Genomic DNA, 19,609 nt, shown 5'->3' with positions numbered 1-19,609 from the left:
TCGCTGAATTGACTCATCGTTTTCCCTGATCCGACCCTTGACGTTTGTTTATGAATGCGAGCAAACTCATGCCCACTAAAGGGGAGACACCTTTGGAGTAACCTTTCTGGTGCCAGAGGTGCCGGACAGAGCCGTCCCGGAATAGGGGCGGGTAAACAGGAAGAGGTAAAAATGAAAAAATCCGTAATTTTGGGCGTGGCCACAGTTGCCGGTCTGGCTGCTGCGGCAGCGACAGCGGGCACCGTTGACGACGTCAAAGCGCGCGGCAAGCTGAACTGTGGCGTGACCACCGGTCTGGTTGGCTTTGCTGCACCGGATGCTAACGGCGAATGGAAAGGCTTTGACGTGGCAGTATGCCGTGCCGTTGCCGCCGCCGTACTGGGTGACGCAAGCGCAGTTGAATTCGTTCCGACCACCGGCAAGACACGCTTTACCGCGCTGGCTTCGGGTGAGATTGACATGCTGGCCCGTAACACCACTTGGACGTTCAGCCGCGATGTGGACCTGAAGTTTGAATTTGTGGGCGTCAACTACTATGACGGTCAGGGTTTCATGGTTCCAAAAGCGCTGGGTGTTACCTCGGCTAAGGAACTGGACGGCGCGACCGTATGCATCCAGACCGGCACCACCACCGAGCTGAATCTGGCGGACTTCTTCCGCTCGAACAACATCAGCTACGAGCCGGTTCCGATCGAAACCAACGCCGAAGCGCAGCAGCAGTATCTGGCTGGTGCATGTGACGTTTACACCACCGACGCATCGGGCTTGGCTGCAACGCGCGCCACGTTCGAAAACCCCGGTGATCACGTCCTGCTGCCCGAAATCATCTCGAAAGAGCCGCTGGGCCCACTGGTCCGCCACGGCGATCACGAGTGGGGCGATGTTGTCCGTTGGACTCTGAACGCACTGGTTTCGGCTGAAGAGCTGGGCGTTACCTCGGCCAATATCGATGAACTGAGCTCCGGTGCAGGTGACAACCCCGAAGTGAACCGTCTACTGGGTACCGAAGGTACTTTGGGCGAGATGCTGGGTCTGGACGCTGACTGGGCCGCGCGCGCAATCAAGGCGGGTGGTAACTACGGTGAGGTGTTTGCCCAGAACATCGGTGAAGAAACTCCGATTGGTCTGGCACGCGGTCTGAATGCACAGTGGACCGATGGTGGCCTGCTGTATTCGCCTCCGTTCCGCTAAAGTCCACGAAAAAGGGCGCAGGGCAACCTGCGCCCTTTTTCCTTCGATAACAAACACTCCCGGATAGATTGAGCGAAGATCAACTTTGCCGGCAAAAACGGGATGCACGGGGATATACATAGGTCATGACGACTCTCACTGACCCGCCGAAGGAGCAGTTCCGGCTGTCCATGCTCCTTTATGATACGCGGTACCGATCAGCGACCATTCAGGTCATTGCATTGATCGGTTTCATGCTTCTGGCAGCCTGGATTATTTCTAACACTATTCAAAACCTCGAGGCTCTGGGCAAACCGGTTGAGTTTGGCTTTTTCGGGGAATCGGCAAGCTATGATATCAATCAGCGTTTGTTGGAATACACCTCTCAGGACAGCCATCTGAGAGCGGCCTTTATCGGTTTGCTAAACACGCTGGTCGTAGCTGTTTTGGGCTGCATTACGGCGACAATCGTCGGCGTACTTGTCGGTGTCCTGCGCCTGTCCAACAACTGGTTGGTCGCGCGGATCATGACTGTCTATGTCGAGATGTTCCGCAATGTGCCTGTTCTGTTGTGGATCGTTCTGGCAATGGCCATTCTGATTGAGGGTCTGCCAGCACCAAACGCATTCCGGGGCGATAACCCGACAGCTACGATGGATTTGTTCAATTCCGTCGCTGTCACTAATCGCGGTGTTTATATCCCCGAGTTCCTGTTTTCGCGCAGTTTGGGTGACATCCACCTGTTTGGAACATCAAGCCTTCGGTTTGATATTTCGCTGGATCTGGTCGCGTTTCTGGTCGTTCTGGGTGGCAGCATCTTTACCATGCGCAAAGTGTCCGCCTGGGCCGCCGACAAACAGGAATCAACAGGCGACCGTCCTAAGATCTGGCATATCCAGCTGGGCATTCTGTTCGTCCCGATGATCATCCTGATGGCTGCACTTGGCTTACACCTTGGATACCCGGAACTGAAAGGATTCAATTTCAGAGGCGGCACGCATATGCGCAACTCTCTGATCGCGCTATGGCTGGCTTTGTCGCTATATACGGCGGCCTTCATCGCCGAGATTGTACGCGCCGGCATTCTGGCTATTTCCAAGGGTCAGACCGAAGCTGCGTCTGCGCTGGGCTTGCGCCCGGGTCGCACCATGCGGCTGGTTATCCTGCCCCAGGCGCTGCGGGTGATCATCCCGCCGATGATCTCGAACTATCTGAACCTGACCAAGAACTCGTCTTTGGCGATTGCGGTCGGATATATGGACATCACGGGGACCCTGGGTGGCATCACCATGAACCAGACCGGCCGCGAGCTGGAATGCGTTCTGCTGCTGATGCTGGTCTATCTGTGCATCTCGCTGAGCATTTCGGCTGTGATGAACTGGTACAATAACAGCGTCAAATTGGTGGAGCGGTAATATGAGTGATGTTTCATTTGTCCGCACGGAAATGTTGCCGGAGCAGGCCCCGCCAGCGTCCGAAGTCGGCCTAATTGGTTGGATCAGGCACAACCTGTTTTCCGGCTGGTTCAACTCGATCCTGACGCTTGTTTCGCTTTATGCGATCTACTACGTTCTGTCGGGTGTTCTGCCGTGGGTCTTCCAGTCCGTCTGGAACGCAAACTCGCTGAACGAATGTCGCGAAATCATGATGGCCACCTGGGGTTCGACCCATGGTCACGCCTGTTGGGCGGTGATCAACGACCGTTGGCTTCAGTTGCTATTCGGCTTCTATCCCAGCCATCTTTACTGGCGTCCGATCGCCGCGCTGCTGCTGTTGCTGGTGGCACTCGCTCCGGTACTGTATTCGGACCGTTTGCCTACCAAGATGCTAATTTTTTCGGCTATCTACCCATTCCTAATGGTCTGGCTGATGTGGGGCGGCACCATTTGGGGGCCGATCGCGGCAGCGTTGGGGTTTGTTGTCGGTTGGGGTGTCTACACCCTTGTCAGCAAACAACTGAGCGGTCTGTTTGGCTTGATTGCGGGCGTCGCAGCGTCGGTTATCTGGTGGCTGGTTCTGTCCAGCTATTTCGTCGGTGCCCTGGACTCGATCCTGCCAATCGGTATCGAAGCCGTACAAAGCCGCCAGTTCGGTGGCTTCATGCTGGCGATCCTGCTGGGTGTCGTGGCCATTGGTGTCTCGTTACCGATCGGAATTGTACTGGCGCTGGGCCGTCAGTCCGACCTGATGATCGTCAAGTACCTGTGCGTGGGCTTTATCGAGTTCATCCGCGGTGTGCCGCTGATCACGCTGCTGTTCGTGGCCTCGCTGCTGCTGAACCTGTTCCTGCCGCCGGGCACAAACTTTGACATCATCCTGCGGGTGATGATCATGATGACCCTGTTCTCAGCCGCCTATATGGCCGAGGTGATCCGGGGTGGTCTGGCTGCCCTGCCACGGGGTCAGTATGAAGGTGCCGACAGTCTCGGCCTGAACTACTGGCAAGCACAGCGACTGATCATCATGCCGCAAGCCCTGAAAATCTCAATTCCGGGCATCGTGAGCACATTCATCGGGATCTTCAAAGATACGACACTGGTGTCGATCATCGGATTGTTCGACGTGATCGGACTGGCATCTGCCATTCGCGCCGACACCGCTTGGAACGGCATCTACTGGGAACTGTTCGCGTTCATCGCGGCGCTGTTCTTCGTCGTCTGCTTCTCCATGTCCCGTTACTCCATGTATCTGGAGCGCAAGCTTCAGACTGGCCACCATTAAGGAGTTCAACATATGTCTGAACTTGCAATTGACCGTCAAATCGATCGCTCGAAGATGCAGGTGAGCGACGAGGTCGCCATCGAAATCAACAACATGAACAAGTGGTACGGATCTTTCCACGTGCTGCGCGACATCAATCTGACCGTCAATCAGGGCGAGCGGATTGTTATTGCGGGTCCTTCCGGTTCCGGAAAATCCACATTGATCCGTTGCCTGAACGCGCTGGAGGAACACCAGCAGGGCACGATCATGGTGGATGGGACCGAACTGTCGAATGACCTCAAGAACATCGACAAGATCCGGTCCGAGGTTGGCATGGTGTTCCAGCACTTCAACCTGTTCCCGCATCTGACCATTCTGGAGAACTGCACGCTGGCCCCGATCTGGGTGCGCAAGACGCCTAAGAAAGAGGCCGAAGAGCGCGCGATGCACTTCCTGGAAAAGGTGAAAATCCCCGAGCAGGCGGATAAGTATCCCGGTCAGCTTTCAGGTGGTCAGCAGCAGCGTGTGGCGATTGCCCGCTCGCTGTGCATGATGCCGCGGATCATGTTGTTCGATGAACCGACATCGGCGCTGGACCCCGAGATGATCAAAGAGGTGCTCGACACCATGATCGAGCTGGCCGAGGAAGGCATGACCATGCTGTGCGTCACGCACGAGATGGGCTTTGCTCGTCAGGTCGCCAACCGCGTGATCTTTATGGATGCTGGACAGATCGTGGAACAGAACGAACCGGAAGAGTTCTTCAACAACCCGCAGAGTGAGCGGACCAAGCTGTTCCTGAGCCAGATTCTGGGGCACTGAACCCGGTTACCAATTCAGGAAAAGGCGGGGCTTTGGCCTCGCCTTTTTCTATTCCAGCAACTCGCGTGGAATAACAAACCCCTGCACATCGCCGCTGTGCCACCGGACGCCGGACCAATCCTCGATGTCAAAGCGGATCACAGCTGTTGAACAGGTTGGGTAGTCGTAGAACCGGGCGTGATCCGGCGGGTGCTTAACGATTTGGTTCGCAAAAGCGGCAATGCTGGGATTGTGGCCCAGCATCAAAACGGTTTGTTTCGTCGCGCCCGATAACTCAAGCAGCATATGTGCGGGGTCCGCATGATAAAGCGTTCGGTGAAAGCAAACGCTATCTGCCTGCAGGCCCATCCTCTCCCACGTCTCGCGGGTTCTGGCCGAGCTTGAGCTGAGAACTTCATCCGGCAGCCAATCGTTTTCACGCAGCCATGCACCAATTGCTGCAGCCGACCTGCGCCCGCGCTTGTTCAACGGGCGATCATGATCGGCAAGGGCCATACAGTCCCAACTGGATTTCGCGTGGCGCGTCAGGATCAGAGTGCGGGTCATGATGGGTGAAATGCTCTCATGTGATGCGCGGATTGTTCGGGATCACGCGCGGCACCCGAGCTAAGAGGACAGGACAGCCGTACAAGACAACCACCGGTCATGCAGGTTTGCCCTTCAGGAGTGGACAGGTGTCCATGGCAGGTCGACACATCATAAAAGTCCCGACTGTTCAGAGCGCCCACCGGGCATGTCTGGGTGCAGGGGGCGGCGCAGGTGGTGCAGGGGGACGCGCCAGGTGGTGCGGGTATGGGAATTTTGTTGGTGAAATGCAGCGCACCCCGGAATGAGATCATCATGCCGACCTCATCGTGCACCAAAGCGCCCACCGGGCTGCTGAACGTGCGTCCCGATTTCAATGCCCAGTCGATAAAGGGCGTATAGGGCGGGCCGCCAAACGGAAAATAGGCGGTGGCGGACAAATCCTGCGCCATTTGCCCCACTACACGCGACGACCAACGGTCAACCGGGTCATCACCTTGCCATTCAGGTGAGGATTTCAGGGCGGGCCAGAAAGCCCCCCCTGCACCCAACAGGATCAGCGTGCCGCCTTCCAACTGCTTGGCGTCTGTAACGCGAGGGTGCAGCGCGCCCATGATGATCAGGCCAACGTTCTGTGCAGCCTTTTCGATATCAGCATAGCTATGCACTGCCGGGTCAGAGGAGGGGGGATGGCGTTTTGTCATGTCTCCTCCGCCAAAGGTTCAGTCCGGCCGGATCAGCGATCCGGCGCCGTGTTCTGTATAAAGTTCAAGCAAGACGGCATTGGGCGCGCGTCCGTCAAGGATAACCACGGCACGGACCCCGCTGTGCAGCGCGTCCAGAGCCGTTTCGGTCTTGGGTATCATGCCGCCCGCAATAGTGCCGTCCAGCGTCATTTCTCGGATCTGACCCGCCTTCAGTTCAGTCACGACGTCCCCGGCGGCATTCTTAACACCCGAGACATCGGTCAAGAGCAGAAGGCGATCGGCCTTCAGCGCCGATGCAATGGCTCCGGCAGCGGTGTCGCCATTAACATTGAAGGTTTCACCATTTCGACCAGCACCCAGAGGGGCAATCACGGGGATTACATCATGCGCAAACAGGTCATGCAGGATTTTCGGGTTCATCTCTGCCGGGCTTCCGACAAAACCAAGGGATTCATCGGTCTGATCACAAATCATCAACTGCGCATCCTTGCCCGACAGGCCCACGGCCGAGCCGCCCTGGCCGTTGATCGCCTGCACGATGCGCTTGTTCACGAGGCCGGACAGCACCATCTCAACCACTTCAACGGTTGCTTTGTCGGTGACACGCTTGCCGTTCACGAACTCGGACTGGATATCCAGCTTATCTAGCATCGCGTTGATCATCGGACCACCGCCATGCACGACAACCGGGTTTACGCCCACCTGACGCATCAGGACGACATCGCGGGCGAAGCTTTCCATGGCTTCATCGCTGCCCATGGCGTGGCCGCCAAGTTTAATGACGACAATAGCGCCGTCGTAGCGTTGCAGGTATGGCAGTGCGCTGTTCAGCGTTGCGGCGGTGGCGATCCAGTCCCGGTTCATGTCTCTTGTCTTCATGGCTGCAGTCCCTCTGGGAACCCGTGTTAGGGCCTTTGTCCAGCTCTGCCAAGACCGGATCGCGCATAGGGCGGCACCGGTTGCCCGGATGCGGCTGTTTGTGTGTCAGCTTATCGCGCGTTTCATCGCCGGGATGTTGCTGATCAGCAGCAAATCGACGGCCAGTACGGTCAGCAAGGTGAGGCCCACCAGCGGGAACGCCATCGCGGTGAACAACCCGATTAGGACAGCCCCTTTCCACAATGGCAGCTCTGCAGGCATCGGCGGTGCAGCCAGACGGCGGGCCCGCTGCGGCCGGCGTTTAAACCACATCACAACGCCCGAGACGCAGACGAAGATGACAGACAGGCAGAACACCAGGTTCAGGACAAAGTTCCACATGCCCATCAGACCCATGTGAAACGGGATCCCAATGGCCATGGATTTTCCCATCAGCGAGTAATCCTCATACCGGACATCCGCCAGAATCTTGCCGGTAAATTGGTCCACGTGGACAGTGCGGTCGTTCACCGGATCGGTCGAGTCGCTGCTCATGCTGTCGCGGTTCAGGGTCCAGACACCGTCCTCGCCGCCGGGATAGGCCACACGAAAACGGCCTGTCATGTCCAAAGCGGTGCCAAGGGCCACAAGCGCGTCGATATCGACCTGCGTGCCCTGTGGGACACCGTCGATCCCGGCCTCGGACCCAGAAGCGGGCATGGGCGTTTGTTCCAACGCCCATGGGACATCGTTCTGGTGGCCGTGGTTCATACTGGCGTGGATGTCATCGGACAGGGGGACATTGTCCCATTTTTCGGCCGGAAAGCTGCTCCATGGCTGAACGATCATACCGCCCCAGACGCCCGCCCAGGAGAGGCCCGAGATCAGGAAGACCACCAACAGCCCGGACATCCAGAACCCAATCACAGCGTGCAGTGACCGCCACAATGCGCGGCCGCGTGCGCGCAGATTGGGCACAAAAGCGGCCAAGGTGTTTCCACGCGGCCACCACATGTAAAGACCGGTAAAGACCAAAAGCAGGCTCAGCCCCGCTGCGATTTCAATAATGCGGTCTCCGGTCGTGCCAATCAGAAGGGTCGAGTGGATGTTGTCGGCCAGATCATACCATCCGGCGCGACGATTCCAGACCTGCAGAACCTCTCCGGCGTAAGGATCGACGGCGACAAGACGCTGACCTTCTTCGGTTTTGATGCGAAACACAGTGGCCAGATTATCAGCCTTCGGACCAATCCACTCGGCAACCGTGCCGGGCACCTCGTCAAGGGCGATAAGGGCCTGTTGTGAGGCCGGTAACGCTTGCCCGTGGACATCCACGGCGATTTCTTCGCCGTCGCGACCGTCGAACTGCGTGATGAACATCATCATTAGTCCGGTTACTGCCAGAATGATCAGGAACGGGATGACGAAGATCCCTGCATAAAAGTGCCACCGCCAGGCGGCGAAATAGAATTTTTGCGCAGTAGTGTTCTGCGCCGGGGTATCCCCCAGGTTTTGGCTATCCAGTGCCATTTTTGTTCTCCGGATTCGAATACTGCCCCGCGCAGCGCGTGCACGGGTTCAAAAGTGTTGAGGTGAATCAGGAAAAGAAGGGCGGCCCCCGCGCATCATAGCGGGCGTAGAACCCGGCACTGCGATGGGTGAAATCACGATGGATCCAGCGTGGCTGGATTTTCGCCGCAAAAGGGACAATCTCACCGACTGACGGCAGGTGTGTATCCGCCGTTAGGCCCGCGAATGGGCACATTGCGCGCGAATCCGTGTCGTCGTGCACAGGATCACCGGGGTTCAGGTCCACCCATTGTTCGACTGTTCCATCGCCAGTACAGATCACCAGCAGCACTTTCCCATCACTGCCCATCGCGGGCATCCAGCCTTGCGGGATCGCGCCGGTCAGCACAACTGCCAGCAATGTAAGGATTGGGAAAATGCGGCCGATCCGGATCATTCCAGATGTCCGATGATCGAACGAAGGGTCGGAATACCGTCACCCTTTTCAGACGACGTCAGCACAATCTCAGGATATGCTGCCGGGTGCTTGGACAACGCGCCGCGAACCTGATCCAACACCTTCTGCCGCTCATTGGCCTTGACCTTGTCCGCCTTGGTCATCACGCATTGAAAGGTAACAGCGCTGGAATCCAGCAGCTTCATGATCTCGGCATCGACCGGCTTCACCCCATGGCGCGAGTCAATCAGGACAAACGCCCGTCGCAGGGTCTGGCGGCCGCTTAGATACTGTTTCAGCAGCCGCTGCCATTTTTCAACGACCTTCACCGGGGCGTTGGCGTATCCGTACCCGGGCAGGTCAACCAGATAAAGTTCGGGACCTTGTGTGAAAAAGTTGATCTCCTGCGTGCGGCCTGGAGTGTTGGACGCGCGTGCCAGACCTTTGGTGCCGGTCAGCGCATTGATCAGGCTGGACTTGCCTACGTTTGAACGTCCGGCAAAGCAGACCTCAAGCCGGTCAGGGGTCGGTAGGCCATTCATTGCGACCACGCCTTTGACAAATTCGGATTGTCCCGCAAACAATTTGCGGCCGCGTTCCAGCGCGAACTTGTCCGGGTCTTCGACCAGTGGAAAGGGTAGGGTGCTCATAACGGATGAACCTTATCGCCAACTGAAATTGCGCCGCCTCGGATAACCTCGGCGTAAACGCCGAAATCCTGATGGCCCCAGCTGTTCAATGTGCCCAGCGTATCCGCATCGCGCACGCCAGTTTCGGGATTTGCCGTTGTCGCCAAACAGCGGCGGATGCGTTCTTTGACATGAAACACGGCCTCACCGATCTGTACTTCGCGATCCAGCCAGTCGAATTCTTCCCACAGGGGCAGGCCATCGAACCAGATGTTGCCACGCCAGCGCTGGATCGACAGATTGCTGTCAAGCTTTTGCTCGACCGCGCGGTGCGATGCCATGTTGCACAGGCTGATCGAGGGGTAGTCACTGTCAGTCATGCCGCGACCCGGCACTCGGATAATCCGGGCTGACGCCGCCCGATCCGCAGGCATCAACGGCTGGACCCAGTCCAAAAAGACCTGCTGTTCCACATCCGGATTAAAAGTCAAATCCGGACGATCTGGATGTGTCAGAGTTATCGTGTCGCCGTTCAGCCGGGCCGAGATAGCCATCAGTTGCGGTGCTTTCGCCCCGCGACTGAAATTGGCGCAAGGCACCCATTGAGAACCATCCGCCTTCGACGCTTCGTGCGCGACTGCCCAAACGCGATCCCCGGGCATGGTCTGCCCGGGGGTCACTGATACGGTCTGGAGGACCTCGCGACCATGACTTTTGATCGGATGCCGCCAGATATGGGTTACCTCAGCATTCATTTGTCGTCCGTTTTGGGCGTCCGCTTGAAGCCAGATTTGATGTTGCCGAACACGTCAGGCTTATAGCCCTGACTGCGCATGATCAGGTATTGCTGCGTGAACGTGATCGTGTTGTTCGCGATCCAGTAAACGACCAGCCCGCTGGCAAAGCTGCCCAACATGAACATGAACACCCAAGGCATCCAGGCAAAGATCATCGCCTGAGTCGGGTCAGTTGGTGCCGGGTTCAGCTTTTGCTGCAACCACATCGAGATCCCCAACAGCAAAGGCAGGATACCGATGAAGATCAGTGCCATGAAGGTATCTGGTTGCGGGCCGGCAAAGGGCAGCAAACCAAACAGGTTCATGATCGAAGTCGGATCAGGTGCGCTGAGGTCTTGGAACGGGCCAAACCAGGGGGCCTGACGCAGTTCGATAGTGACGAAGATCACCTTATACAGCGAGAAGAAGATCGGGATCTGCATCAGGATCGGCAAACAGCCCGCGGCGGGGTTTACCTTTTCCTTCTTGTACAGCTCCATCATGCCCTGCTGCATCTTTTGGCGATCGTCGCCTGCGGCTTCTTTCATGGCCTCCATCTGCGGCTGAAGCTCTTTCATCTTCGCCATCGAGACGTAGGATTTGTACGCCAGAGGGAATAGGATCGCCTTGATGATCAGCGTCAGGCCAATGATCGACCAACCCATGTTGCCGATCAGGGCGTTGATGTTGTGCAGTAGCCAGAAAATCGGCTTGGTCAGGAAGTAGAACCAGCCCCAGTCGATGCTGTCGACGAACTTCTGTACACCGTCAGCCTGATACTCGCGGATGGTTTCCCATTCTTTGGCACCCGCGAACAGTTGGGTGGTGACTTCTTCAGTTGCGCCGGGCGCGACAGTCAGCGTCGGCAGAACCGTTTCGGTCTGATAAATCTTGCGGCGGGCGTCATATTTAGCCGCAGCCTTGAATGCCGATCCCTCTGCAGGGATCAGAGTGGTCATCCAGTAGTGATCGGTAAAGCCGACCCAGCCACCTTCCTTGACCTGAAAGACTTCGGCTTGCGCACGCTCATTCGGGTCAATGTCAAAGTCGCGCACATCGCCATAGTCGATCTCGTCCAGAACGCCGTCAGCCATGACCATAACGCCTTCATGTAGGATGAAGAAGTTTTTCAGATCGGGCAGGTCGCCGTCTTCGCCAATGCCGTGACGGGCCAGGATGCCATATGGGGCCATGCCGACCTCGGCCTGGGTATTGTTCTCAACCGACTGGGTGACGGTGAACATGTAGTCCTGGTCAACCTCAATAGTGCGGCGGAAGGTCAGGCCCTTGCTGTTGTCCCATTTCAGAGTGACCGGGGTATCGACCCCCAGGGTTTCGCCGTCTTCGACGGTCCACAGCGTATTAGGGCCGGGGACATCAGCACCGGCAACACCTGCGCCCGGTGCCCATCCGTACAAGGCATAGTAAGCCGATTCCGAACCAACGGGCGACAGCAGCTCGACAATGGGTGCGCCTTCTTCGATCGAAACTTTGTAATCTTTCAGGAACAGCTCATCGATACGACCGCCGGACAGGGACAGGCTGCCTTTCAGGCGGGGTGTTTCAATCTCGACCCGAGGTGCCTGGGCGTCGGGCTCGACCTCGGTTGCGTCTGTGGTTGCTTCACCAACTGTATTGGTGCCAGCAGCGCTTGGGGTCTGAACCTCTGTACCATCAGTCGCGCTGATCTCGGCAGACTCCGGTGCGGTCGTCGGCTCGGGCGGTGGAAACAGCACGAACCAAACCAGGATCACGAGAAAGCTGAGCGCGGTTGCGAGGATGAGGTTCTTGTTCTGATCGTCCATCGGGGACAGCCACCTTAAGCAGTGAAAGACACCCGCTGGGTTCAACAGAGTGCGGGCCCAAAGGTCAAGCGGAATCGCCCTGTAATTCATCACCGATTGGGGTTCTGTGGCGTTAATTCGCGCCTAAGGACGTGCCTGACGCCCGATTTTTGGCATTCCGTTGAGTTTGTTTTGATGTGCGGCCATCCAGTCCAACGTCTTTTCAAAGGGCATGGGCTTTCCAATTCCAAACCCCTGCACGTGATCGCAGCCCAGTTGCGCCATCAAGGCATGCTCGCCTTGTGTTTCGACCCCCTCGGCCAGGGTTTCGACATTCAGTCGCTCCGCCATAGTCAAAATCGCGCTGACCAACTGCTGCTGGCTTGCGTCCCGATCCGCCTTTGCCACGAAGGACCGATCGATTTTCATGCGTGAGACGTCAAAGCGCTTGATCGACGCTATGGAGGCGTGGCCGGTGCCGAAAACATCGAGGTCAATGCAGCAGCCGAGCTTGGACATGCTTATTACGTTGCGGGTGATAACGTCATCGGGCCGCCTGGAAAACACTGTTTCAAGAATCTCGACGGTCAATCTGTCGGGCGTCAGGTCATTTTGATCCAGCTCCCATTTCAGACGGTCGATCAACGCCGGGTCGCGCAGCTCTTCTGATGAGAAATTCACGCCGATCCGAGGCACGACGACACCGGCACGGTTCCACTGGCGCATGGCGGCGAAAGCGTGATGGCGCATCACCTGACCCAAGCGTTCCATCAGATCGGCTTGTTCTGCAAAAGGCAGGAAAACCGGCGGTCCCAGCACGCCTTTCTGTGGGTGTTCCCAACGGGCAAGCGCCTCGAACCCGGTAACGTGGCCGGTGTCGGTGGAAATCTGCGGCTGAAACCATGGGCGGATTTCGCCACTATCCAAGGCCGCAATAAACTCATTGCGCAGGTTGGCACGCACGCGTGCCCGCCGCTGCGTTTCAGATGAAAAGGCGCGGATGGTTGCAGGACCGTTCCTTTGTGCTTCGGCCAAGGCCGCGTTGGCGGCATCGATCCACTCGGCAAAGGTGACGTCGGGCAAAGTGGATTGCAGACAAAACCCGATTGAACATGACATGTAAACGCTGGTGCCATTTAGCATGATTGGCTCATCGACGGCGGCCTGAATGCGCCCCGACATCTGAATGCAGGCCTCCAGATCCAGATTCTGCGCGGCGTGCAGGCCGATTGCGATCTTGCCCTGGTCCAGCCCAGTGGCAATGTCATTTGAGCGTATGACCGAAAGTACCCGGCTGCGGAATTGGTCAGCCATTACGTTCCCGGCCGCATTTCCGTGCAGATCAAGACACTCAGAAAACCCGTCCAATTCAACAATCATACAGGAGGCTTCGTGGCCAGTGAGCTGATTTTCCGCAAACAGCGTTTCCATCTGGGCCTCAAACCTGTCGAGAGGAAGGAGGCCGTAACTGTCTTTTTCCCGATTGCTGGCCTTGTGCGCGGTCGATACCGCGGCGAACACAAGCGGCAGGGTAAGTGCCACGACAACCAATACCCGCTCACCACCAATCCAATACGCGGCCAGACTGATCGCAGGCGCGAAGGCCAAGGCGGGCGGACCGCTTAGCACCATGGCAAGAGAGTCAAAAATTCTGCTGACTGAGATATGTTTCCACATCGGATCTTCGGGCCTCTACCTTGCGTTTGAAACGCTCAGGTCGACCCTAGGAAACCAATCTGAGTCACTCGTTAACGGAGCTGCGGAATTTCGCCCGAATTTTCGTCATTTTCATTCGGTTTGAGTGCAAGATTTTGAAAATCAAACAATTTTGGGTCCAAAAGATGCGACGGACGCGCCTTTGTCAGGGCCCGGAACATCACTTGGCGGCGTCCGGGGCTGTTCTTTTCCCACTGATCCAAAATCTGTTTGACCTGCTGACGTTGCAACCCATCCTGACTGCCGCAGAGGTCGCAGGGGATAATCGGATAGTTCATCGAAGTCGCGAATTTCTCGCAATCGGCCTCAGCCACATGGGCGAGGGGGCGGAAGACGAACAAATCGCCTTCTTCGTTCACCAGCTTGGGCGGCATGGTGGCCAAGCGACCGCCGTGAAACAGGTTCATGAAGAACGTCTCGAGGATATCGTCGCGGTGGTGGCCCAGTACGACGGCCGAGCATCCCTCTTCCCGCGCAATGCGGTACAGGTTACCTCGGCGCAGGCGCGAACACAGGGCGCAAAAGGTGCGGCCCTGCGGAACCTTGTCCATGACGATGGAATAGGTGTCCTGATATTCGATGCGATGCGGAACGCCCATGCGTTCCAGAAACTCAGGCAGGACGGTGGCCGGAAATCCGGGTTGACCCTGATCCAGATTGCAAGCCAGCAAATCAACGGGCAGCAGGCCGCGCCATTTCAGCTCATAGAGAACTGCCAGCAGGGTATAGCTGTCCTTGCCGCCCGAGAGGCACACCAGCCAGCGGGGCGGTTTGCCGTCTTTGTCATGTGCGGAAACGTCCACCATCCCGTACTGCTCAATGGCTTCGCGGGTCTGGCGCACGATGCGTTTGCGCAGCTTTTTGAACTCGGTGGTCGAGGGCGCGCCGGCAAAGAGCGGGTGGATATCGTCTGCTTCGTCAAACATGCGCAGCCCCTACAGCAGTTGAGGCAACCGGGCAAGTGGCCGGGTCAGCCCAGGCGTGCCAGCAAGGCGTCCGAATCCAGCCCGGACACGGATCCGGGGATGCGGCCGCTGTTGCCTAAAAGCCTTGTGGCGATGAACCCATCTGCAACGGCCGCGGGTGCGCGACGCAATAGCTGAGCGGCTGTCAGCAGCAATGCTGTACGTTCGGCAAACCAACGGGCTTCACTCTCAGGCGGCAGCCCGGGCCACCGATCACGATGCTCCTTGAGCGCGGCGTCAAAGCCGTGGTCGACACCCGTTGCTATATCCAGTTCGGCCTGCAGGACCTCAGCGGCCAGCGGGTCGCGAGAAAGGCTGCGCAGAATGTCGAGACAGATCACATTGCCCGACCCCTCCCAAATACCGTTCAGCGGGGCTTCGCGATACAGTAGGGGCAGGGGCGTGTCTTCGACATAGCCCATGCCACCCAGCACCTCCATTGCCTCAACGACTACGGCCGGGCACCGCTTGTTACTCAGGAACTTGGCCAGGGCGACACCGATACGGGCAAAGGCCTTGTCTTCGGGTGACTGGCCGTCGAAGGCTTGCGCGACGCGCATCCCCAGCGTCAACGCGCCCTCCCAGTCCAACACGAGATCCGCCAGAACAGCGCGCATCAGAGGTTGGTCGATCAACCGGCGCTGAAAAGCGCTGCGGTGGGCGACCCAATGATGCGCTTCGCTGAGGGCTGCGCGCATCAGGCCTGCCGGGGCGACGGCCGTATCCAGCCGGGTGTGATGGACCATCTCGATAATTGTCCGAACACCCGCGCCTTCGTCGCCTAATTGGTAAGCCAGTGCATCGTGATATTCGATTTCGGACGAGGCGTTGGATTTGTTCCCCAGCTTGTCTTTTAGTCGCATCAGGTGAATGGCGTTGCGGTCACCGTCCAGCCAGCGTGGGACGAGAAAACAGGTCAGCCCACCGGGCGCCTGTGCCAGCGTCAGAAATCCGTCCGACATCGGGGCCGAGCAGAACCACTTGTGCCCGCGCAGACGCCAGTGCTCGCCGTCTCGAGTAGCGATGGTGGTATTGGCGCGCACGTCCGAGCCGCCCTGCTTTTCGGTCATTGCCATGCCCAATGTGGCGCTGGATTTTTGTTCGACCGGTTTAGTCTTCGGATCATAGCTGCGCGCCATGAGCTTAGGCCGCCACTCGGAGGCGATCTGTTCATTGGCCCCAAGGGCCGGGATCGCCGCATAGGTCATGGTCAATGGGCAGCAATGGCCGGGCTCAACCTGGCTGGCCAGATACATCATCGCGGCGTGGGTCGTGTGGCCGCCCGACTGACCGTCCCAGGCCAAGGCCGCATAGCCGGCAGATTGGCTGATCTGCATCATCTCATGATAGGCGGGGTGAAACCGTACCTCGTCCAGGCGCCTACCGCCCTGATCGAACAATCGAAGTTCGGGGACGTGCCTATTGGTCTCACGCCCCAGCTCACGGGTTTCCACCCGTCCCAACGTTTCCCCGTAAGCCGCCAAAGGCGCTTCGCGACCGCCCGTGAAATGCACGGCGTTTCGCAGAACAGGATCTGAAGACCAGAGGTTAGAATCCCCGCGCACAGGCGGCTGATTCAATACGTCATGTGTCGGAAGGGAATGGCGGGCGTCGGATGTCATCTGAACCTCGGGCAGTACGGGTTCAAGTGTTCAGCGCATGTCCGAATGGGTCAAGGCTGACGGAGGGTCATAAAGATCAGCTGTCGTCTTCCTTGCGGTTGGGTACGGGGTCGTACCCATCGCCGCCCCAGGGGTGGCATCGGCCAATCCGCCGTGCAGCCAGCCAGCTTCCCTTGATGGCCCCGTGCTTTTCCAGTGCTTCCAGCGCATAGGCCGAGCAGGTGGGCTGGTATCGGCAATTGAAGCCAACCCAGGGACTGAAGACCAGTCGATAGGCCCTGATAGGCAGTGCCACGATATGAGAGAAGAGGGTCATTTCCGCCCGCTGTGCACTTTGCGAAGCGCATAGCGCAGATCGTCCAGAAGTGCCTCATAGGGTCTCGCGGCTGTGGTTTCGGCCCGACCAATCAGGACGTAATCCCACCCGTCATGGCCATTGACAGGCAGAACAGCCCGCGCGGCCTCGCGCAACCTGCGTTTGGCGCGGTTGCGTGCTACGGCATTGCCAACCTTTTTGGAACAGGTAAAGCCTACCCGAATTCCGGTCGCCTCGTCCGGGGCACGTTTGCGAGCCTGCACCATCATCGAGGATGTGCCCTGCCTGCGGGCACGCGCTGCCTTAAGGAAATCAGATCGTTTCCTGAGAACGGTCAAAATTTCCGGCGCGCAAACGGACGCCGCCGGGGGCGTTTCCCCGGGCTGGTTCTTACCATCCACGAGGGGCCTCCGGCGGCGTCATGTTCATAACCTGATCGGTGAGCGGTTTACGCGCTCAGCGACTTGCGGCCGCGTGCGCGGCGCGAATTCAGGATTTTGCGACCGGCCTTAGTGGCCATGCGCGCGCGGAAACCGTGGCGGCGTTTGCGAACCAGGTTCGAAGGCTGATAGGTGCGTTTCATCGCTCCGTCTCCAATCTATGCGGTCGGGTGCAGCGCGGATTCGCCTGCCCGTGGTGTTCGAAGCCCGTCCTCTACTGGGTAGTGGGGGGTAAGTCAAACCCCTAGGTGGGGGTTTTCGTGGCTTTTGCAACAATTCTGTAGTCGGGTCGGACAAAACGTTTCAAAACAGCGGGATTATCGCCCCAAACCCTCACATTCCTTACCAAAAACATCAAGGCAGCGTGAGCCCCCTGTTGCGTAGGGCGCAAGCAGCGCATGTTGGGGGCAGAATGAAACGTAAGAAACCGGACAGCCTTATGAGCGAAACGACTCAGGCACCGCGCAATGGGTTGGCGCGGCATATTCCATTGCTGGTGATTCTCGCCGTCGCTGCGGTGGGGTTCTTCACACTGGGCGACTACCTGACTTTTGAGACGCTGCGCGACAATCGTGAGGCGCTATTGACCTGGCGCGACGCCAACTATTGGGCAATGGCTGCAGCTTTCGTTGGCATTTACATTGTCATCGTCGCGTTTTCGCTGCCGGGTGCCGCAGTGGCGTCAATGACCGGCGGGTTTCTTTTTGGCCTGTTCGCCGGAACCATGTTCAACGTGTTTGCGGCAACCATCGGAGCCTCTGCTATCTTTCTGGCGGCACGCTGGGGGTTGGGCGAATCCCTGACCAAACGGCTTGAGTCCTCGGAAGGGACGATCAAGAAGCTGAAAGACGGGCTACGCGAGAATGAGATATCGGTGTTGTTTCTATTGCGTCTTGTTCCCGTTGTGCCGTTTTTTGTGGCCAACTTGGTGCCTGCGCTGGTTGGCGTGAGGTTCCGCAACTTCCTGATCACCACCGCGCTAGGCATTATCCCGGGCGGAATTGTCTACACATGGATCGGTGTCGGGCTGGGTGGTGTGTTCGATCGGGGCGAAACACCTGATGTATCGCTGTTATGGGAACCATTTGTGATTGGCCCGATCATCGGCTTGTGTGTGCTGGCCACGCTGCCAATTGTCATCAAATCTCTGCGTGGCCGAAAGGACCGCTGAAATCATGCAAGAATTGAAAACCGACATCCTGGTGATTGGCGCCGGGTCCGGGGGGCTGTCAGTCGCTGCTGGCGCCAGCCAGATGGGGGCCAATGTGATTCTGCTGGAAGGTCACAAGATGGGTGGCGATTGCCTCAACTTCGGCTGCGTCCCTTCCAAGGCTCTGATTGCCAGCGGCAAGGCAGCATACGGTCAGGCACATTCTGCCGCGCTGGGCGTGGCTGACATGGTGCCGCAGGCCGACTACGCCGCCGCCAAAGACCACGTTCACGATGTTATCGCTCAGATCGAGCCGATGGACAGTCAGGAACGGTTTGAAGGTTTCGGCGTAAATGTGATCCGGGAATTCGGCAGCTTCGTCTCTCCGACACAGGTGCAGGCGGGCGACAACATGATCACCGCACGGCGCATAGTGATCGCGACGGGCTCTTCGCCTTTGGTGCCTCCGATTCCGGGATTGGATCAGGTGCCATTCTATACCAATGAGACGATCTTTGACCTGCGCGACAAGCCTGAACATCTTTTGATTATTGGTGGCGGACCGATCGGGATGGAGATGGCGCAAGCGCATGTCCGACTGGGCTGTAAGGTCACGGTTGTCGAAGGCCTGAAGGCGCTGGGCAAGGATGACCCCGAGGCCGCCGCGGTCGTTCTGAACAGCTTGCGCGCCGAAGGTGTGGTTATTCATGAACAGGCTATGGTCGCCCAGATTCGCGACAACAAAGGGGCCATAGAAATTGTGACCGAGGCGGGTGAGATCTATTCGGGGTCTCATTTGTTGTTGGCCGCCGGGCGTAAGGCCAACACAGACCGTTTGAACTTAAAGGCTGCCGGGATTGAACCAACCCGCAACGGGATCAAGGTCGATGACGCGCTGCGCACGACGAATCGCAGAGTTTACGCCATTGGCGACGTCGCTGGTGGTCTGCAATTCACTCATGTCGCTGGATATCACGCAGGGATCATTATCCGTTCTGCGTTGTTTGGCCTGCCCTCGAAGGCAAAAACCGCACATATCCCTTGGGCGACCTACACCGACCCGGAATTGGCGCAGGTGGGCCTGAACGAGGCTCAGGCTCGTGAACAACATGGTGACAAGGTCGAAATCGCGCGCTTTGACTATCACCATAACGACCGGGCAATCTCTGAGCGGAAAACCAAAGGGTTCATTAAGGTCATGGTCGTAAAGGGTCGGCCTGTGGGGGCCACAATCGTAGGGCATCAGGCCGGAGAGCTGATCAACTTGTGGTCGCTTGCGTTGGCCAATAACCTGAAGATGGGTCAGATCGCTGCGATGGTTTCGCCCTATCCGACGATCGGAGAGCTTAACAAACGGGTGGCGGGTGCCTATTTCTCGCCAAGGCTGTTTGAGAATCAGATGGTTAAACAAGTGGTCAGGTTCGTCCAACGCTGGATGCCCTAGCCAAGAAGGGAGAGCA

General features: G+C 57.8%; 19 protein-coding genes and 1 pseudogene. 6 read left to right on the top strand and 14 right to left on the bottom strand.

Translation table 11 applies throughout. From position 1 onward, the window contains the following. Positions 1-171: 171 nt before the first annotated feature. From DK510_RS14875 to DK510_RS14860, 4 genes are all read left to right on the top strand, one after another. Positions 172-1,191, top strand: a complete 1,020-nt coding sequence (locus DK510_RS14875; RefSeq protein WP_058272389.1) for an amino acid ABC transporter substrate-binding protein — start codon at positions 172-174, stop codon at positions 1,189-1,191. Positions 1,192-1,316: 125 nt separating this feature from the next. Then, positions 1,317-2,585 (top strand): amino acid ABC transporter permease, encoded by a 1,269-nt coding sequence (locus DK510_RS14870; protein ID WP_058272390.1) that lies wholly within the window; start codon positions 1,317-1,319, stop codon positions 2,583-2,585. A gap of 1 nt (position 2,586) precedes the next feature. Next, positions 2,587-3,891: an amino acid ABC transporter permease gene (locus DK510_RS14865; RefSeq protein ID WP_058272391.1), complete on the top strand. Its 1,305-nt coding sequence runs from the start codon at positions 2,587-2,589 to the stop codon at positions 3,889-3,891. A gap of 12 nt (positions 3,892-3,903) precedes the next feature. Then, complete coding sequence (locus DK510_RS14860; RefSeq protein WP_058272392.1) at positions 3,904-4,695, top strand: amino acid ABC transporter ATP-binding protein; 792 nt, start codon at positions 3,904-3,906, stop codon at positions 4,693-4,695. Positions 4,696-4,743: 48 nt separating this feature from the next. Here DK510_RS14860 and DK510_RS14855 read toward each other — a convergent pair whose 3' ends face one another. The 14 genes and pseudogenes from DK510_RS14855 to rpmH all read right to left on the bottom strand — a co-directional run bounded on the left by DK510_RS14855 (position 4,744) and on the right by rpmH (position 17,142). After that, a complete protein-coding gene (locus DK510_RS14855; RefSeq protein WP_109312764.1) occupies positions 4,744-5,241 on the bottom strand; it encodes a histidine phosphatase family protein in 498 nt (165 codons plus the stop codon). Further along, positions 5,238-5,924: a ferredoxin gene (locus tag DK510_RS14850; RefSeq protein WP_109312763.1), complete on the bottom strand. Its 687-nt coding sequence runs from the start codon at positions 5,922-5,924 to the stop codon at positions 5,238-5,240. The genes DK510_RS14855 and DK510_RS14850 overlap by 4 nt, the downstream gene beginning before the upstream one ends. Positions 5,925-5,942: 18 nt before the next feature. After that, a complete protein-coding gene (gene argB, locus DK510_RS14845) occupies positions 5,943-6,806 on the bottom strand; it encodes an acetylglutamate kinase (protein ID WP_109312762.1) in 864 nt (287 codons plus the stop codon). A gap of 105 nt (positions 6,807-6,911) precedes the next feature. Continuing rightward, positions 6,912-8,315 (bottom strand): PepSY domain-containing protein, encoded by a 1,404-nt coding sequence (locus DK510_RS14840; RefSeq protein ID WP_109312761.1) that lies wholly within the window; start codon positions 8,313-8,315, stop codon positions 6,912-6,914. A 67-nt stretch (positions 8,316-8,382) separates the two neighbouring features. Next, positions 8,383-8,751, bottom strand: a complete 369-nt coding sequence (locus tag DK510_RS14835; RefSeq protein WP_109312760.1) for a DUF2946 domain-containing protein — start codon at positions 8,749-8,751, stop codon at positions 8,383-8,385. Next, positions 8,748-9,401, bottom strand: coding sequence for a ribosome biogenesis GTP-binding protein YihA/YsxC (yihA, locus tag DK510_RS14830; protein WP_109312759.1), 654 nt, complete (start codon positions 9,399-9,401; stop codon positions 8,748-8,750). Before yihA ends, DK510_RS14835 begins: the two co-directional genes overlap by 4 nt. Next, entirely contained in the window at positions 9,398-10,135 is a 738-nt protein-coding gene (locus DK510_RS14825) for an MOSC domain-containing protein (protein WP_109312758.1), read from the bottom strand. The genes yihA and DK510_RS14825 overlap by 4 nt, the downstream gene beginning before the upstream one ends. Next, positions 10,132-11,961, bottom strand: coding sequence for a membrane protein insertase YidC (gene yidC / locus DK510_RS14820; protein ID WP_109312789.1), 1,830 nt, complete (start codon positions 11,959-11,961; stop codon positions 10,132-10,134). Before yidC ends, DK510_RS14825 begins: the two co-directional genes overlap by 4 nt. 123 nt (positions 11,962-12,084) lie before the next feature. Further along, complete coding sequence (locus DK510_RS14815; protein WP_109312757.1) at positions 12,085-13,617, bottom strand: GGDEF domain-containing phosphodiesterase; 1,533 nt, start codon at positions 13,615-13,617, stop codon at positions 12,085-12,087. A gap of 71 nt (positions 13,618-13,688) precedes the next feature. Beyond that, positions 13,689-14,582 (bottom strand): tRNA 2-thiocytidine(32) synthetase TtcA, encoded by an 894-nt coding sequence (gene ttcA / locus DK510_RS14810; RefSeq protein ID WP_109312756.1) that lies wholly within the window; start codon positions 14,580-14,582, stop codon positions 13,689-13,691. A gap of 44 nt (positions 14,583-14,626) precedes the next feature. Then, entirely contained in the window at positions 14,627-16,243 is a 1,617-nt protein-coding gene (locus tag DK510_RS14805) for an acyl-CoA dehydrogenase family protein (RefSeq protein ID WP_109312755.1), read from the bottom strand. Positions 16,244-16,319: 76 nt separating this feature from the next. Further along, positions 16,320-16,559, bottom strand: coding sequence for a membrane protein insertion efficiency factor YidD (gene yidD, locus DK510_RS14800; RefSeq protein WP_109312754.1), 240 nt, complete (start codon positions 16,557-16,559; stop codon positions 16,320-16,322). After that, positions 16,556-16,982 (bottom strand): annotated as a pseudogene (gene rnpA / locus DK510_RS14795) (ribonuclease P protein component). Before rnpA ends, yidD begins: the two are co-directional and overlap by 4 nt. A gap of 25 nt (positions 16,983-17,007) precedes the next feature. After that, positions 17,008-17,142 (bottom strand): 50S ribosomal protein L34, encoded by a 135-nt coding sequence (rpmH, locus tag DK510_RS14790; RefSeq protein ID WP_005632162.1) that lies wholly within the window; start codon positions 17,140-17,142, stop codon positions 17,008-17,010. A 296-nt stretch (positions 17,143-17,438) separates the two neighbouring features. On the opposite strand from rpmH, the gene DK510_RS14785 reads away from it, so the two are divergent. Beyond that, positions 17,439-18,170 (top strand): TVP38/TMEM64 family protein, encoded by a 732-nt coding sequence (locus DK510_RS14785; RefSeq protein WP_109312752.1) that lies wholly within the window; start codon positions 17,439-17,441, stop codon positions 18,168-18,170. 4 nt (positions 18,171-18,174) lie between these two features. Continuing rightward, complete coding sequence (locus DK510_RS14780; RefSeq protein WP_109312788.1) at positions 18,175-19,593, top strand: NAD(P)/FAD-dependent oxidoreductase; 1,419 nt, start codon at positions 18,175-18,177, stop codon at positions 19,591-19,593. Positions 19,594-19,609 lie beyond the last annotated feature (16 nt).

Source organism: Ruegeria sp. AU67, assembly GCF_900312795.1.
Lineage (GTDB): Bacteria > Pseudomonadota > Alphaproteobacteria > Rhodobacterales > Rhodobacteraceae > Ruegeria > Ruegeria atlantica.
This window is presented reverse-complemented; position numbering and strand designations above follow the sequence as displayed.

Bases quoted from the DNA above. Each gene is read 5' to 3' on its own strand.
- DK510_RS14850 (WP_109312763.1), bottom strand. From the start codon at position 5,924: ATGACAAAACGCCATCCCCCCTCCTCTGACCCGGCAGTGCATAGCTAT.
- yidC (WP_109312789.1), bottom strand. From the start codon at position 11,961: ATGGACGATCAGAACAAGAACCTCATCCTCGCAACCGCGCTCAGCTTT.
- yidD (WP_109312754.1), bottom strand. From the start codon at position 16,559: ATGACCCTCTTCTCTCATATCGTGGCACTGCCTATCAGGGCCTATCGA.
- argB (WP_109312762.1), bottom strand. From the start codon at position 6,806: ATGAAGACAAGAGACATGAACCGGGACTGGATCGCCACCGCCGCAACG.
- DK510_RS14865 (WP_058272391.1), top strand. From the start codon at position 2,587: ATGAGTGATGTTTCATTTGTCCGCACGGAAATGTTGCCGGAGCAGGCC.
- rpmH (WP_005632162.1), bottom strand. From the start codon at position 17,142: ATGAAACGCACCTATCAGCCTTCGAACCTGGTTCGCAAACGCCGCCAC.
- DK510_RS14805 (WP_109312755.1), bottom strand. From the start codon at position 16,243: ATGACATCCGACGCCCGCCATTCCCTTCCGACACATGACGTATTGAAT.
- DK510_RS14870 (WP_058272390.1), top strand. From the start codon at position 1,317: ATGACGACTCTCACTGACCCGCCGAAGGAGCAGTTCCGGCTGTCCATG.
- DK510_RS14815 (WP_109312757.1), bottom strand. From the start codon at position 13,617: ATGTGGAAACATATCTCAGTCAGCAGAATTTTTGACTCTCTTGCCATG.
- DK510_RS14840 (WP_109312761.1), bottom strand. From the start codon at position 8,315: ATGGCACTGGATAGCCAAAACCTGGGGGATACCCCGGCGCAGAACACT.
- yihA (WP_109312759.1), bottom strand. From the start codon at position 9,401: ATGAGCACCCTACCCTTTCCACTGGTCGAAGACCCGGACAAGTTCGCG.
- DK510_RS14875 (WP_058272389.1), top strand. From the start codon at position 172: ATGAAAAAATCCGTAATTTTGGGCGTGGCCACAGTTGCCGGTCTGGCT.
- DK510_RS14785 (WP_109312752.1), top strand. From the start codon at position 17,439: ATGAGCGAAACGACTCAGGCACCGCGCAATGGGTTGGCGCGGCATATT.
- DK510_RS14855 (WP_109312764.1), bottom strand. From the start codon at position 5,241: ATGACCCGCACTCTGATCCTGACGCGCCACGCGAAATCCAGTTGGGAC.
- DK510_RS14825 (WP_109312758.1), bottom strand. From the start codon at position 10,135: ATGAATGCTGAGGTAACCCATATCTGGCGGCATCCGATCAAAAGTCAT.
- DK510_RS14860 (WP_058272392.1), top strand. From the start codon at position 3,904: ATGTCTGAACTTGCAATTGACCGTCAAATCGATCGCTCGAAGATGCAG.
- DK510_RS14780 (WP_109312788.1), top strand. From the start codon at position 18,175: ATGCAAGAATTGAAAACCGACATCCTGGTGATTGGCGCCGGGTCCGGG.
- DK510_RS14835 (WP_109312760.1), bottom strand. From the start codon at position 8,751: ATGATCCGGATCGGCCGCATTTTCCCAATCCTTACATTGCTGGCAGTT.
- ttcA (WP_109312756.1), bottom strand. From the start codon at position 14,582: ATGTTTGACGAAGCAGACGATATCCACCCGCTCTTTGCCGGCGCGCCC.